Source organism: Mycolicibacterium sp. XJ662 (assembly GCF_053484035.1).
Window position 1 is genome coordinate 1,085,789 of record NZ_JBEFTL010000001.1, and the last position, 13,921, is coordinate 1,099,709.

18 protein-coding genes are annotated in these 13,921 nt (G+C 66.5%); 12 read left to right on the forward strand and 6 right to left on the reverse strand.

Translation table 11 applies throughout. The annotated features are described in order from the left end of the window. Positions 1–13 precede the first annotated feature (13 nt). On the reverse strand, positions 14–490 hold the full coding sequence (locus tag ABQE93_RS05030; protein ID WP_448406168.1) for a MarR family winged helix-turn-helix transcriptional regulator: 477 nt from the start codon (positions 488–490) through the stop codon (positions 14–16). A gap of 42 nt (positions 491–532) precedes the next feature. Continuing rightward, positions 533–1,078 carry a TetR/AcrR family transcriptional regulator gene (locus ABQE93_RS05035; RefSeq protein WP_448406169.1) on the reverse strand — a complete coding sequence of 182 codons (546 nt, stop codon included), beginning with the start codon at positions 1,076–1,078 and terminating at the stop codon, positions 533–535. A 148-nt stretch (positions 1,079–1,226) separates the two neighbouring features. On the opposite strand from ABQE93_RS05035, the gene ABQE93_RS05040 reads away from it, so the two are divergent. After that, on the forward strand, positions 1,227–1,430 hold the full coding sequence (locus ABQE93_RS05040) for a hypothetical protein (RefSeq protein ID WP_448406170.1): 204 nt from the start codon (positions 1,227–1,229) through the stop codon (positions 1,428–1,430). 13 nt (positions 1,431–1,443) lie between these two features. Here the strand turns inward: ABQE93_RS05040 and ABQE93_RS05045 are convergent, their stop codons facing one another. Beyond that, complete coding sequence (locus ABQE93_RS05045; RefSeq protein WP_448406171.1) at positions 1,444–2,046, reverse strand: TetR family transcriptional regulator; 603 nt, start codon at positions 2,044–2,046, stop codon at positions 1,444–1,446. 187 nt (positions 2,047–2,233) lie between these two features. On the opposite strand from ABQE93_RS05045, the gene ABQE93_RS05050 reads away from it, so the two are divergent. Genes ABQE93_RS05050 through ABQE93_RS05075 form a run of 6 tightly spaced genes read left to right on the forward strand, consistent with a single transcriptional unit; the run spans position 2,234 to position 6,955 of the window. Then, positions 2,234–2,989, forward strand: a complete 756-nt coding sequence (locus ABQE93_RS05050; protein WP_448406172.1) for a hypothetical protein — start codon at positions 2,234–2,236, stop codon at positions 2,987–2,989. Then, positions 2,986–3,732 carry a hypothetical protein gene (locus ABQE93_RS05055; protein ID WP_448406173.1) on the forward strand — a complete coding sequence of 249 codons (747 nt, stop codon included), beginning with the start codon at positions 2,986–2,988 and terminating at the stop codon, positions 3,730–3,732. The genes ABQE93_RS05050 and ABQE93_RS05055 overlap by 4 nt, the downstream gene beginning before the upstream one ends. Before the next feature lie 4 nt (positions 3,733–3,736). Then, positions 3,737–4,327: a cytochrome c oxidase subunit 3 family protein gene (locus tag ABQE93_RS05060; RefSeq protein ID WP_448406174.1), complete on the forward strand. Its 591-nt coding sequence runs from the start codon at positions 3,737–3,739 to the stop codon at positions 4,325–4,327. 47 nt (positions 4,328–4,374) lie between these two features. Then, a complete protein-coding gene (locus ABQE93_RS05065) occupies positions 4,375–4,626 on the forward strand; it encodes a cytochrome C oxidase subunit IV family protein (RefSeq protein ID WP_448406531.1) in 252 nt (83 codons plus the stop codon). 26 nt (positions 4,627–4,652) lie between these two features. After that, the gene (locus ABQE93_RS05070; RefSeq protein WP_448406175.1) at positions 4,653–5,306 is read left to right on the forward strand and encodes an MOSC domain-containing protein; all 654 of its coding nucleotides are present in this window, start codon (positions 4,653–4,655) and stop codon (positions 5,304–5,306) included. A 47-nt stretch (positions 5,307–5,353) separates the two neighbouring features. Next, positions 5,354–6,955: a GMC family oxidoreductase gene (locus tag ABQE93_RS05075; RefSeq protein ID WP_448406176.1), complete on the forward strand. Its 1,602-nt coding sequence runs from the start codon at positions 5,354–5,356 to the stop codon at positions 6,953–6,955. 10 nt (positions 6,956–6,965) lie between these two features. Here ABQE93_RS05075 and ABQE93_RS05080 read toward each other — a convergent pair whose 3' ends face one another. Continuing rightward, positions 6,966–8,153, reverse strand: a complete 1,188-nt coding sequence (locus tag ABQE93_RS05080) for a cytochrome P450 (RefSeq protein ID WP_448406177.1) — start codon at positions 8,151–8,153, stop codon at positions 6,966–6,968. A gap of 67 nt (positions 8,154–8,220) precedes the next feature. On the opposite strand from ABQE93_RS05080, the gene ABQE93_RS05085 reads away from it, so the two are divergent. Both ABQE93_RS05085 and ABQE93_RS05090 read left to right on the forward strand, forming a co-directional pair. After that, entirely contained in the window at positions 8,221–8,964 is a 744-nt protein-coding gene (locus ABQE93_RS05085) for an SDR family NAD(P)-dependent oxidoreductase (protein WP_448406178.1), read from the forward strand. Then, positions 8,964–9,821, forward strand: a complete 858-nt coding sequence (locus ABQE93_RS05090) for an SDR family NAD(P)-dependent oxidoreductase (RefSeq protein WP_448406179.1) — start codon at positions 8,964–8,966, stop codon at positions 9,819–9,821. Before ABQE93_RS05085 ends, ABQE93_RS05090 begins: the two co-directional genes overlap by 1 nt. Here ABQE93_RS05090 and ABQE93_RS05095 read toward each other — a convergent pair. Then, positions 9,818–10,492, reverse strand: a complete 675-nt coding sequence (locus tag ABQE93_RS05095; protein WP_448406532.1) for a nitroreductase family protein — start codon at positions 10,490–10,492, stop codon at positions 9,818–9,820. The genes ABQE93_RS05090 and ABQE93_RS05095 overlap by 4 nt on opposite strands. Positions 10,493–10,585: 93 nt before the next feature. Between ABQE93_RS05095 and ABQE93_RS05100 the strand changes: the two genes are divergently transcribed. Next, positions 10,586–11,356: an SDR family NAD(P)-dependent oxidoreductase gene (locus tag ABQE93_RS05100; RefSeq protein WP_448406180.1), complete on the forward strand. Its 771-nt coding sequence runs from the start codon at positions 10,586–10,588 to the stop codon at positions 11,354–11,356. Position 11,357: 1 nt separating this feature from the next. Continuing rightward, the gene (locus tag ABQE93_RS05105) at positions 11,358–11,786 is read left to right on the forward strand and encodes a VOC family protein (RefSeq protein ID WP_448406181.1); all 429 of its coding nucleotides are present in this window, start codon (positions 11,358–11,360) and stop codon (positions 11,784–11,786) included. A 6-nt stretch (positions 11,787–11,792) separates the two neighbouring features. Here the strand turns inward: ABQE93_RS05105 and ABQE93_RS05110 are convergent, their stop codons facing one another. Then, positions 11,793–12,647: a TIGR03619 family F420-dependent LLM class oxidoreductase gene (locus tag ABQE93_RS05110; protein ID WP_448406182.1), complete on the reverse strand. Its 855-nt coding sequence runs from the start codon at positions 12,645–12,647 to the stop codon at positions 11,793–11,795. A 43-nt stretch (positions 12,648–12,690) separates the two neighbouring features. On the opposite strand from ABQE93_RS05110, the gene ABQE93_RS05115 reads away from it, so the two are divergent. After that, positions 12,691–13,872: a cytochrome P450 gene (locus ABQE93_RS05115; protein WP_448406183.1), complete on the forward strand. Its 1,182-nt coding sequence runs from the start codon at positions 12,691–12,693 to the stop codon at positions 13,870–13,872. Positions 13,873–13,921 lie beyond the last annotated feature (49 nt).

A 13,921-nucleotide genomic window follows, 5' to 3' on the forward strand; every position in this document is an offset into this window, starting at 1 on the left:
TCGGTACGGGCCGTCACTGCGTCACCGCGCCTTCGAAGCGTTCGGAGAGTCGGCTCAACAGCGACACCAACGTGTCCACGTCGGCGTCGGGCCAGTCGGCGACCATCTCGCCGACCAGCTCGCGTCGCCGCTCGGTGACCGCCTGCAACGCCTCACATCCCGCGTCGGTCAGCACGAGCGCGCAGCGCCGCTGATCGTCGGCGGCGAAGTTCTTCGTCAGCAGCCCGGCCGCGACCACCGCGGCGACTGAGCGGCTTGCGGTGGAGTGTTCGACGGCCATGAATTCGGCGACGTCGCCGACCGATGCGCCCGCGCCGAGCTGCTGACACTGTTCGACCGCCCGCAGCACGCGCAGCGTCGACGGGTTGGCCACCGGGCCGCTGCCGTCAAGTACCCGGTCACGCCAGCTCGGCCGCTGGCGCGCGATCGCAATGCGCGTCAGCAGGTCGTCGAGTCGGTCGTAGCGGGAGTGCGGCACGAATATATGCATAGCACATAGATATTTATAGGGCGAATCCCCTGGTCCGAAGCGCTAAGGCCTGACGGTCGGCCAGAACAGCACGAAAATCCGGTCCTCCCAGTCCTTGCCGACCCGGCCCCTACGGGCCCGTTCGGCGATGTAGGCACCGACAATCGCGTCGAGCAGGGTCTCGGCGTCCAGGTCGGCGCGGAAGGTGCCTTCGGCTTTGCCGCCGTCGATCACGGCGACCAACTTCTTGCGCTGGGCGACCAGGATCTTGCGGAACAGCGCGCTGAACTCGGGGTCCTCCTCGCTGAGCAGGGAGGCGAGCCCGCCGAACCCGATGCCCTCGTCCACCGTCGCGACCGCATGCCGGATGGTCCACTGCAGCCGCTGCGGTGCATCGGCGCTCGTGCTGAGCGGTTCTGTGGACGTCAGCCGCGACAACGCGGCCGACAGCATGTCCCGCCGGTCGCGGTGGCGCCGGTAGATCGTGGTCTTGGCGACGCCGGAGTCGGCCGTGACGGCCTCCACGGTCACCGACCGCGGACCGCCCGCGCGCAGCAGACGCAACGTCGACGCCGCGATGGCCTCCTCGACTGCCTGTCGCTGTGGCATCAACGTCTCCCTGTCGGTTCGGGGCCTGTCTTCCTGGGCCATTATGCGCTACACTAAGCGTAGCGATACGCTACGCGTATCGTTTTGATTGAGGGGCGCACCGGCGGCCCAGCCGGGTCCCGGCGCGCCGGATTGCGAGGTGAGAAAAATGTCGGATTTCTTCAGGCGTATTTCACATCAAACGGTCGGGTACCTGTTCATGTTGTTGTCCGTGGTGGCCTTCGGTTTGATGGTCGCCGGGCTGGCACTGAAAAGTGAATTGGCACCTGTTGCCGGTATCGCGTTCGTGATCGCCGCAATCGCCTCCATTTCGGGTTTCCGTGAGGAGGCGGCGAACCACGCTACAAGTTGACCCCGTCAGCGGGTCACATGGCCCGTAGGCCATACATGTAAGTGGTGAGATATTCGTCGATGACCGGGGTCCGGATCTCCTTGGACTCCGGCATCGTGATCAACAACGCGTAGAGCCCCACCAGAAACGACACCCCGTTGAGCATCACGTCGACCCCGGCGGGAATCTCCCCCCGTTCGCGCGCACGTTGAAGTTCCTCGACCACCGCGACGATGACGGGGTGGTTCGTCCACTCTTCAGACGGTGGCCGTGTGGTCGAGAAGTGCAGTGCCAGAAAATCTTTGAACAAGCGGTTGCCCAGACGCCGCTCCAGCGCCTCGAGAACGCGCACCGCTTCGGCAAGCGTGGCCCGCACGTCGTGCGGTTTGGCGTAGAAGCGGTTCAACTCCGCGGCCATCCGCTCTTCTTCACGTTTCTCCAGTTCCACCAGGACGTGCTCCTTGGTCGGAAAGTGGAAGAAGAACGTGCCGTGTGCGACGCCGGCCGCCGAAACGATCGCGGCGATGTCGGCCGCCGCCATCCCGTCGCGTTTGAACTCGGCCATCGCCGCCCCGAGCAGTCGCTCGCGGGTCTGGCGGCCCTTCGTCCCGCGCTCCTGAACGTTGTCGCTGCGCACCGAGGCGAGTCTACGCCAGAAAAACCGACTCGAGTCAGAAAAGGTCTTTTCATCTCCGCAGCCAACCGCTACGGTTCAGCCAGAGCGATCCGGCTGGTATACCGCGACATGCGCGACATAAGGCATGTCCGGGAGTCACCGACTTGGGTGCTCGACATCTGACTTAAGTCAACTCGGGAGGCGGCCGGTGCAGATCCTCGAGCAGGTGCAGGACCTGCCGAAAGCCGGAAACATCAAGGCGCAGTGGGTGAGCCTGTGGACCGGGCCCGCCGTGGGCGCCGTGCTGCTGGTGGCGTTGTTGGCGTTTCCCGGTTTCTGGCCGCCGATGTCGCCGACGTTGACGGCCGACCAGGTCGCCTCGTTCTACGCCGAGAACACCGCATGGATCCGGTTCAGCCAGGTGACGTTCAACCTCTGCGGCATCATGGTGCTGCCGTTCTTCATGGTGATCGTGGTCCAGATGAAGCGGATGAAGACCCAGAGCCACGTGTTGGCGTACTGCTATCTCACCGCGGTGGTCAGCGGCGCGACGATCTTCGCGCTCTCCAACATCTTCTTCCTGGTCGCCGCGTTCCGCCCCGACCGCGACCCCGAGATCGTCCAGGTGCTCAACGATCTGGCGTTCATCGTGTTCATCGCACCGATCGGCATGGTGGTGGCCCAATTCGTGTTGCTGGGCGTCGCGGTCTACTTCGACGACGGGCCGAACCCGGTCTTTCCCCGTTGGGTCGGCTATTACTCCGCGGCGACCGCCGTGGCCATGATGCCCGCGGCCGGCGCGGCGGTCTTTTCGACCGGACCCCTGGCCTGGGACGGCTTCCTCTCGTTCTGGGTGCGCAACGGCGCCTTCGCGTTGTACGTCGTCGTGATGTTCTTCGTGCTGCGCCGGGCCGTTCACCAACAAGCCCTCGAAGAGGGAGTCGTGGCGGGCGCCCCGCGGTGAGCACCCTGACACCTGACCGGTCGGCCGGAACGGCGCACGTCCCCGGCGGGAAACCCGATGTGCGGCTGGTGTGCTGGTTCTTTCCGATGTGGTACGCGGTCTTCGGCGTCATCATCTGCGTGCTGGCGCGGGTGACGCCACCGCCGCGGCCCGACGTCACCGCGGCCGACAAGGTGGCGTTCTTCACCACCAACGGCCTGACCATCCAGATCGGGTTCAGCCTGCTGCTGGTCCTGCTCGGCGGCGCGGCGATCACCAACGGGCTCGTGGCCTACCAGATGAAGCGGATGTCGGTCGGATCCGTCTTCGCCTACGCCTACATCGGCGGGATGGGCGTCGGCGCGCTGCCGGGCTTCCTTCTGGTGGCGGTGTGCTTTCTGACCGCCGCGTTTCGCGCCGACCGCGACCCCGAGTTGGTCAGCATGCTCTACGACGTCGGCATGCTGTCCTACAACGGTTCACTGGGGTGCTTCTCGGTCGCGTACCTGGTGCTGGCGATCGCGATCCTCTACGACCGAAACGACATCTTTCCGAAATGGTTTGCCTACGTGAGCATCTGGCAGATCATCACCGAGGTCATCGCCACCCAGATGTTCGTCTTCTACTCGGGGCCGTTCGCGTGGAACGGATCGCTGGCGTTCTGGTGGTCGGTGGTGGTGTTCACGATCTGGCTTGGTGCGCTGATCATGCTGCTGAAGCGGGCGACCCTGCGCGAACCCATCGACGCCCCACCCGTGGATTGATCTTATGACGCAATCGGATTCGCTACCCGCCGCCGTGGGTACCAGCCGCCTCGATCACCTGCCCGGCGACATCCACATGTGGGTGATGGTGCTGGGCGACCTGATCATCTTCGCCGGCTACTTCGTCATCTTCATGGTCTACCGGGCCATGAACCCCGAGGAGTTCCTCGCGGCGCAGCAGCATCTCGACATCAACATCGGCGTGATCAACACGGTGATCCTGTTGACAAGTTCCTGGGTGGTGGCCCGCAGCGTGCTCGCGGCGCGCGACGGCCGCCACCGCGACGCCATCCGGCTCACCTACGCCGGCGGCTTCGGCGGTCTCCTGTTCATCGTCTTCAAGACGTACGAGTGGGGCAGCAAGATCACCGCCGGCCACACCAACTCGGAGATGTTCTACTCGTTCTACTACGTGCTCACCGGGGTGCACCTGGTGCACGTGCTGATCGGGCTCATCGTCTTGGGCGTCGTGATCCGCGAACTGCGCAACCCCGCCCGCCGCAGGGTCTCGATGGTCGAGTCCGGCGCAATCTACTGGCACATGGTGGATCTGCTGTGGGTCATCATCTTCGGCTTGCTCTACGTGATGAGGTGACCGTGACCGACACCGCCGAAACCCATCCCCACACCACCTCGGCGCGGATGACGTGGTGCTGGATCCTGTTGACCGCCATCACGCTGGCGTCGTGGTGGTTGGCGCCCGCACACTTCACCAACACGGTGCACGCCAGCGCCCCGATCACGGCCCTGGTCCTGATCCTGGCCTGGCTCAAGTCCCGGCTGATCATCCGCAACTTCATGGAGGTGCGCACCGCGCCGCGGTGGCTGCGGCTGTCCACCGACGCCTGGCTCGGCGTGTTGTTCGGCGCGGTGTTCGTGATCTACCTGGTCTGATCCCTGCACTCCGTAAGCTCTACAAGGTGCCAAGCGTGCTCTCGGTGAACATCGCCCACCGCTACTCGGACGGACCGTCGGGTCAGACCGGCTTCGACAAGCGCCCGACCACCGAACCCGTCGAGGTGCGCGCGCCCGGCAGTAAACGCGCCGGGCTCGGCAGCGGCCTGACCGGTGACCTGATCGGCAACCGCAAGTACCACGGCGGCGACGACCAGGCCGTGTACGCCTACGCGCACGAAGACCTCGACGACTGGGAGCGGCAGCTGCAGCGGCCGTTGAGCCCCGGCATGTTCGGCGAGAACTTCACCACCGCCGGGATCGACGTCACCGGCGCGGTGATCGGCGAGCGGTGGACGGTGGGGTCCGGCGGCCTGGTCTTGGAGGTGTCCCGGCCGCGCACCCCGTGCCGTACGTTCACCCAGTTTCTGGGCATCCGCGGCTGGATGAACACGTTCACCCGCGCCGCGAAGCCCGGCGCGTACCTTCGGGTGATCACCCCCGGCCCGGTACGTACGGGCGATCCGGTGACCGTCACCGACCGTCCCGAACACGGCATCACCATCGGCTATGTGTTTCGCGCCATCATGACCGAACCCGAACTGCTGCCCGACATCCTGGTCGCCGACGCCCTGGCCGCCGAGATCCAGCGGCGCGCCCGTCGACGCCTCGCCGGCTGAGCCTGTCCTGTACGCTCGTACAGCGTTACGGGCGAAGGGGCCGGGGCATGACGAGATATGACTACATCATCGCGGGTGCGGGTTCGGCAGGATGCGTGCTGGCCAACCGCCTGTCGGCCGACCCGAAGGTCAACGTGCTCCTGATCGAGGCCGGCGGCGTGGATCGCAATCCGCTCTACCGCATTCCCAAAGGCTCGGGAATGTTGTTCGAGAGCGAAAAGCATATGTGGCACTACGAAACCACACCGTTCGGGCGCACCCCGCACACCGAACAGTGGTTACGCGGCAAGGCCCTCGGCGGGTCGAGTTCGATCAACGGCATGATCTACAACCGCGGTCACCGCGCCGACTACGACGGTCTCGAGCGCCTCGGCAACAAGGGCTGGGGCTGGGACGACATCCTGCCGATCTTCAAGCAGTTCGAGGACAACGTGTTCGGCCCGTCGCCGACGCGGGGTGTCGGCGGACCGCTTCACATCTCGGTACCCCGCGATCCAGACCCGCTGTGCGCCGAGATGCTCGACGCCGCCGCCGCAACCGGTTTGAGCCGGGTCCAGGACATCAACGAAAGCGACGACGAGCGCATCGGATACGCCACCGCGACCATCAAGAACGGCCGCCGGGTCAGCGCCGCCACCGCCTTCCTCAAACCTGCGTCGCACCGGCCGAACCTCGCCGTGCGCACCCGCACCGTTGTGCGCCGCCTGTTGTTCGACGGTGACCGGGCCGTCGGTGTCGAGGTCGACACCAAGGGCGGCACCGCACAGATCCGGGCGACCCGCGAGGTGATCGTGTCGCTGGGTAGCCTCAATAGCCCCAAGCTGCTGCAGGTTTCGGGCGTCGGTCCGCGCGATGTGCTGGCGGCCGCGGACGTCGACGTCTACCTCGAGCGCGACAACGTCGGCCGCGGTCTACACGAGCACCGCTGTGCCACCCTGCGATACCAGCTCAAGGACGACCTCGGCTACAACCGCCAGCTCGCGACCAACCTCGGGCAGGCACTGACCGGCGTGAAATACCTCGCAACGCGGAAAGGTCCCCTTGCCGCACCGTCGTTCGACGTCGTCGGTTTCGTGAAGACCCAGCCGGGCGCCGAGCGTCCGGACGGACAGGTAATGCTGGGGCCGTGGACGATCCCGCCGTACAACACCGGCGAACCGGTCGCGATCCAGCGCCAGGCCGGCGTCTCCTGTCTGGGGATGGTGCTGCGCCCGACAGCGCAGGGGTCGATCGAGATCACCTCCGGCGATCCCGATGCGCCGCTGCGCATCAACCCGAACTACCTGGGCACAGAACATGATCGGGAGGCCACCGCGAACCTCCTACGCCGCATGCGTAGCATCTTCGAACAGTCTCCGATCGCCGAACGCATCACCCATGAGACTTATCCGGGCCCGGATGTGCAAGCCGATGAGGAGCTGGTGGACTCCGTGCTCGACGGCGGCTACTGCGGCTACCACGCCGCGGGCAGCTGCGCGATGGGCCCCAGCGACGACGACGTGGTGGATCCCCAGCTACGCGTGCGGGGTATCGACGGCCTGCGCGTGGTCGACTGCTCGGTGATGCCGACCATGGTCGCGGGCAACCTCAACGGGCCGATCATGGCAATGGCCTGGCGCGCAGCCGATTTCATCCTGCAGGACCGGTAGGTCCGAACGCTCACCCGATGGCGGCGGGCATCCTGTCCCAGCCGCGCACCGTCGACGTGCGGGACCGCCGCACCCCGGCCATGTCGATCTCCCACTTCGGGAACCGCTTGAGCACCTCCTCGAGCGCGATCCGGCCCTCCAGCCGCGCCAGTGGCGCGCCGAGGCAGAAGTGCGGGCCGCGGCCAAACGTCAAGTGTCCACTGGGCTTACGGTGAAGGTTGAAGCTGTCGGGTTTGTCGAAATGACGCTCGTCGCGGTTGGCCGACGCCAGCATCAGCAACAGCGCGCTGCCCGCGGGAAGCGTCTGGCCGTGGAACTCGACGTCGGCCTCGGCGACGTACCGCGCGACGTGGGGGCCGGGCGGCTCGTAGCGCAGTAGTTCCTCGATCGCCGCGGGAATCAACGACGGGTCCTCGACGAGTTCCCGGCGCTGGTCGGGATGCTCGGCGAGCACCTTGCCCATCCAGCCGAACAGCCGCCCGGTGGTCTCCACGCCGGCACCGGCGATGACGGCCAGAAAGATCAGCAGCTCGTCGGTGCGCAGCCGCCGCGTCGTACCGGTTTCGTCCTCGAACTCGACGTTGAGCAGTTCGGTGATCAGATCATCGGAGGGGTTCTTCTTGCGCCAGGCGACGTAGTCGGTGAACATGTCGCCGTCGAAGTAGTGGTCCTTCTTGACCGGAAGCGGTTCGCCGGGTTTGTTACGCAGCACGGCGTGGGCCTGTGCGCGCACCGACGGCTGATCCGCATCGGGGATGCCGACCAGCATTCCGATTGTGCGCATGGGCAGTTCGGCGCCGAGATCGGCGACGAAGTCGAAGCGGTCACCGCCGACCAGCGGATCCAGGCAGGCGACACAGAAGGCCCGCACCTTGTCCTCCAGCGCGCGCATCTTTTTCGGCATGAACGCCCGCGCCACCAACGCGCGGTGCATCGTGTGCAGCGGCGGGTCCTCGTTGATGAACACCCCCGGCGGCATCACCGGGTCGATCTTGACCACTTCGAGGATGTCGCCCTTGGCCGAGCTCAGGCGCTGCGGATCACGCAGCGCGGCGTCGACATCGGCGTATCGGCTCAGGCCCCAGAAATCGTGGCGTTCGTTGTAATACAGCGGGCTTTCGTCGCGCAGCCGCCGGTACGTCGGATACGGGTCGATGTCGATCTCGACGTTCCACGGGTCGTAATACAGGTCGTCCACCGTGCCAGCGTATCGCAGGTGCTGTACGTTCGTATAGCGAGTGTTCGTTCGAGTGAGGAGACGCGTGGTGAGCCGTGTGGCGGTGGTGACGGGGGGAGCATCGGGGCTCGGGCACGCGATCTGCACCGGGTTGGGCAATGACGGGCACCGCGTTGCGGTGCTCGACATCGACTCCGAAGCCGCGGAGAAGGCAGCGGCGCAACTGCGCGCCGACGGGACATCGGCCGCCGCCGTCGGCGTGGACGTCTCCGACGAGGACGCCGTCGCGGCAGCATTCGACACGGTGAGAACCGAACTCGGCGCGGTCGAAATCCTGGTCACCAGCGCGGCGATCGCCGGGTTCACCCGCTTCGACCAGATCACCTTGGCGGAGTGGAACCGCTACCTCGCGGTCAACCTCACCGGCACCTTCCTGTGCGTGCGCGCCGCGCTTGCCGACATGGTGCCCGCAAGGTGGGGCAGGATCGTGACGATATCCTCGGCCGCGGGTCAGCAGGGCGCCAGGCGACAGGGTCATTACGCGGCCACCAAGGGCGGTGTGATCGCGCTGACCAAGACGGTGGCCTTGGACTACGCGAACAAGGGCATCACCGCGAACACGATCCCGCCCTTTGTGATCGACTCGCCGATGCTGCGACGCCAGCAGGCCGAAGGCAAACTTCCTGCCGCCGAGTACCTCACCCAGGCCATCCCGGCCGGGCGGTTGGGAGAGGGCGAAGACGTCGCCGCGGTGTGTTCATTTCTGTGCTCGGAGGCCGCAGGCTACGTCACGGGTCAGGTGGTCGGGGTCAACGGAGGAGCGGTCATCTGATGAAGACGCCAGTTGCCGTCGTCACCGGAGCCAGCCGCGGCGCCGGGGCGGGGATAGCGCACGCACTCGGCAGCCACGGCTGCACCGTGTACGTCACGGGACGCACCGAAACGCCCGGTACGTCAGCGCTTGCCGGCACGATTCATGAGACCGCCGAACGCGTGACCGCCGCCGGTGGGCAGGGCATCGCCGTACGCGTCGACCATGGTGATGACGAACAGGTCAAGGCGCTGTTCGAGCAGATCGAACGCCAGCAGGGCCGGGTGGACATCCTGGTCAACAACGCCGCGATCATCCGCGACGAGATGATGGCCCGCACCAAGTTCTGGGAAGAACCCGTCAACGTGATGGACACCCTCCACGTCGGGTTACGCAGCAGCTACGTCGCGACGGTCTATGCCGCGCCGCTGATGCTGCCGCAGCGCGACGGCCTGGTGGTGCTCACGTCGTCGTCGGGCGGTGTGCACTACGCCTTCGGGCCCGCGTACGGTGTGCCGAAGGCGGGCACCGACAAGATGGCCGCCGATATGGCGGTGGACTTCAACGACTTTGGCGTCACGGTGGTCTCGATCTGGATGGGATCGCTGCTGACCGACCGGGTGCGGAAGATCATAGCCGGCAACCCGGCCAAGTTCAGCCGCATCCTCGACACCGCGGAGACTCCCGAGCTGACCGGCCACGTCATCAAAGCTCTGTATGACGACCCCGACCGGATGGACGTCAGCGGGCAGACGCTGATCGGTGCCGAGCTCGCGGTGAAGTACGGCATTCAGGACGAGGACGGCCGCCAACCCCCGTCGTACCGCGAGCTTTTCGACGTCCATCCGCACCAGCAGCAGGCGCACGTCATGCGCTAGTTTCCGTGACGCGGCCGCGCGCCCCGGCCGTAGGTGATGTCGGCGCGCTCGGGATCCCACCGGTCGCGGAACACCACGTCGGCCACCGGCCGTCGCCGCACGGGACCGTGGCTGCCGCGCGGCCAGCCGACGACCACGTGCCCGGCGAGAAACCACTCGTCGGGGATGCCGACGGCTTCGCGCAGGACCTTCTCCCCGTCGTAGGACGCCCAACTCGTGAAGCACGCGCCCAGGCCCTGCGCACGTGCGGCGAGGTAGAAGTTCTGCATCGCGGGGTAGATCGAGCCGCCCTGCAGGTACTCGGAGGCGAACTCGTTCTTGAACGCGGTGAACAGCACCGAGGTGTGCTCACCGGCGCGGTCGTGGAGTTCGTAAGTGGCGCGGTTGTTCCGCGCGGAACGGCTGTCGTCGTCGGCGGCGGGGCGGCTCATTCCGTATACGGATTCGATTGTCGCCAACGCCATTCGGGCCGCTTCGGCGACGGCCGCGCGTTGCGGCGGCGCGTCGAGCACGATGAACCGCCACAGCTGCGCGTTGGCCCCGTTTGGCGCCCACGTCGCGGCCTCCAGGCAGCGGTACAGCGTGTCGTCGTCCACCGGTTCGTCGGTGAATCGGCGGATCGAGCGGGCGGTGGACAGCACTTCCCAGACGTCGTCGGTCGGATGCGGCATCCCATTGGTGTACTCGACGCCCGCAAAGTTGTCGAGAGCCACCGCCCATGCTGTACAGTCGTACTGCAATCGACCCGGACAGGAAGTGGCGCTGTGAACGACAGGTTCTCGATGGAGGGAAGGGTCGCCGTCATCACCGGCGGCGGAACCGGTATCGGGCGCGCTTCGGCGCTGGTGTTGGCCCAGCACGGCGCCGACATCGTGCTCGCCGGACGACGCGCCGAGCCACTGAAATCCACGGCGGCAGAGATCGAAGCGCTAGGCAGGCGCGCGTTGGCGGTGCCGACAGATGTCACCGACGCCGAGCAGTGCCGCGCGCTGGTCGACGCCGCAGTCGGCGAGTTCGACCGGCTCGACGTGTTGCTCAACAACGCCGGTGGCGGCGAGACGAAGTCGCTGATGAAGTGGACCGACGACGAGTGGCATGAAGTGTTGAACCTCAACCTGTCCAGCGCCTGGTATCTGTCGCGCGCCGCGGTGAAGCCGATGATCGAACAGGGTCGGGGCGCGATCGTCAACATCTCCTCGGGCGCAAGCCTGTTGGCGATGCCGCAGGCGGCGATCTACGGCGCGGCCAAGGCAGGGTTGAACAACCTGACCGGATCGATGGCGGCGGCGTGGACCCGAAAGGGTGTGCGGGTCAACTGCATCGCGTGCGGGGCCATCCGCACTCCGGGCCTGGAGGCCGATGCGCAGCGACAGGGCTTCGACATCGACATGATCGGGCAGACCAACGCGTCAGGCCGCATCGCCGAACCCGAGGAGATCGGTTACGGCGTGCTGTTCTTCGCATCCGATGCGTCCAGTTACTGCTCGGGCCAGACGCTGTACATGCACGGCGGCCCGGGCCCGGCGGGGGTCTGATATGGATGTCAGCCACGTCGGCCTGCGGGTACGCGACCTCGATAAGTCGCTAAGCTTCTACGAGGCACTGGGTTTCGCCGAGGTGAAGCGGTTGACCGTGCCCGACGAGATGGCTGCCGGGCTGCTCGGGCTGGCGCCGCCGATCGGCTTTTCGGCGGTGTACCTGCGCAACGGCGGCGTCGTTCTGCAGCTGCTGACGTTCTCGGGCTACCCGGCGCCGGAGGAGGCCGAACGCGGCATGGTCGGCGCGGGCCTGACGCACGTGTCGATCGCCGTGGACGACATCGCCGCCGCGCAGGCCGCGGTGCAGGCGGCCGGTGGGACCGTCGCCGCCGATCCAGGCGGTGGATTCGCCTGCATGGTGCGCGATCCCGACGGTCAGCTGCTTGAACTGGTGCACTCCAGGGTGCGCCCGGTGCCGGGGGCCTGAGCCAGGTCAGGAGCGGAGTTCGTCGACCATCGCGGCGTACCGGTCGAGAAACGCCATTGTGGTCGACGGATCATCGGCGTTGCGCCGCCCGCCGCCCAGCACCACCCGGTTGAACCCCATGTCGCGGTAGGCCGCCAGCTTCTCGACCTTGGGGTCCCCCCACGCCATGAGCGTCAGGTCGAGCGTCGCGGGGTCTCGACCGGCCTCATGTGCGGTGCGGCGGAAGTCGGCCAGCGCGGCCGCCACATCGCGAAACGCCGCGTCGCCGGGCAGCCAACCGTCGGCCCAGCCGAGACAGTCGCGGACCGCCTTGGGTCCGGTGGCGGCCGCCAGCAGCGGCGGACGCGGGCTCTGCACCGGTTTCGGGTAGGACCACACCGGCTCGAAATCGAAGAACTCACCGTGGTGCTCGGACTCGTCATCGGCCCATAGCGCGCCCAGGGCGGCGACCATGTCGGCCAGCGCACGGTAGCGATCCGACCAGGCCAGCGGCCGCGACACCGCAAGCTCGGTGCGGAAACCCACCCCGACGCCCAGCTGCAGCCGGCCCTGGCTCATCTGGTCCAAGGTGGCGACTTGCTTTGCCAGGGTGAACAACTCACGTTCGAGCGGGAGTAGCACCGCCGTGCCGAGCCGCAGCGTGGTGGTCGCCTGCGCCGCCGCCAGCAGCGACAGGAGCGGGTCGCGCATCTGCTTCTGCGCCTCGAGCAGGGCTTTGGGGAACTGAGCGGCGGCGGCCAACGGGATCTGGGGGTGTTCGCCGACCCAGATCGACTCGAAGCCACGCGATTCCAGCTCCGCGGCGAGCGCGTCCGGCGCGATATCGCGGGAGGTGTTGAGCGAGACGAAACCCAGATCCATTGATCACCTTTCGACCGAACGCGCGTGCTGTACGATCGTACAGGTGTCCGAGCTTTGGTACGACCCCTACGACGTGTCGATCGATGTGGACCCGTATCCGGTGTACAAGCGGCTACGCGACGAGGCGCCGGTGTACTACAACGAAAAGTTCGACTTCTGGGCGCTGAGCCGGTTCGCCGACGTCGAGGCTGCGCTGCGCGACGTCGAGAACCTCAGTTCGGCCAAGGGCGACATACTCGAGGTGGTCAAGGCCGAACCGGTGATGCCGCTGGGGGTCTTCATCAACGAGGACCCGCCGCTGCACACCGTGCACCGGCTGTTGGTGTCGCGGGCGTTCACGCCGCGCAAGATGGCGGCGATCGAGGACCAGGTGCGCGCGTTCTGTGCGGCGTGCCTGGATCCGCTGCGCGACGGTGACCGGTTCGACTTCACCACCGACCTCGGCGCTGAGATGCCGATGCGGGTCATCGGCATGCTGGTCGGCATCCCGGACTCGTTGCAGCGCACGGTCCGTAAGGTCGCGGGTGCGCGGTTGCGCAACAAGCCCGGTGAGCCCTTGCCGGTGCAGAAGGACAACTACTTCAACGGCAACATGTTTCGGGGCTACGTAGAGTGGCGCAAGGACAACCCGAGCGACGATCTGGTGACCGAGTTGCTCAACGTGGAATTCGACGATGTTGACGGACGCCGGCGCAAGCTGCGCGATGAGGAGTTGTTGGTCTTCCTTGGGGTGATCGCCAACGCCGGGACCGAGACGGTGGGGCGACTTTTCGGTTGGCTGGGCAAGATTCTCGGCGAACATCCCTCGCAGCGTCGGGAATTGGTCGACAATCCATCGCTGATCGCCGGCGCGGTCGAAGAGGTGCTGCGGTACGAACCGCCGGTGCATTCCATTGCCCGATATGTCGCCAACGATGTCTCGTATCACGGGCAGGTCATCCCGGCCGGCAGCGCGCTGTTGCTCATGAGCGGATCGGCCAACCGTGACGACCGCAAGTTCGACAAGCCTGACGTCTTCGATATCCACCGCAACGCCAACCACCTGTCGTTCGGCCGGGGCACGCACTTTTGCCTGGGTGCGTCGCTGGCCCGACTGGAAGGCCGGGTCGCCCTGGAGGAAATCCTCAAACGCTGGCCGGACTGGACGGTGGACATCGACAACGCCGTACGGGCGCCGACCGCGACCGTGCGAGGCTGGGACAGCATGCCCACGATCGTGGGCTGAGCGCCTACCACAGGGCACCGACATTTAGATTGGGTGAGTGCTCGCGGAC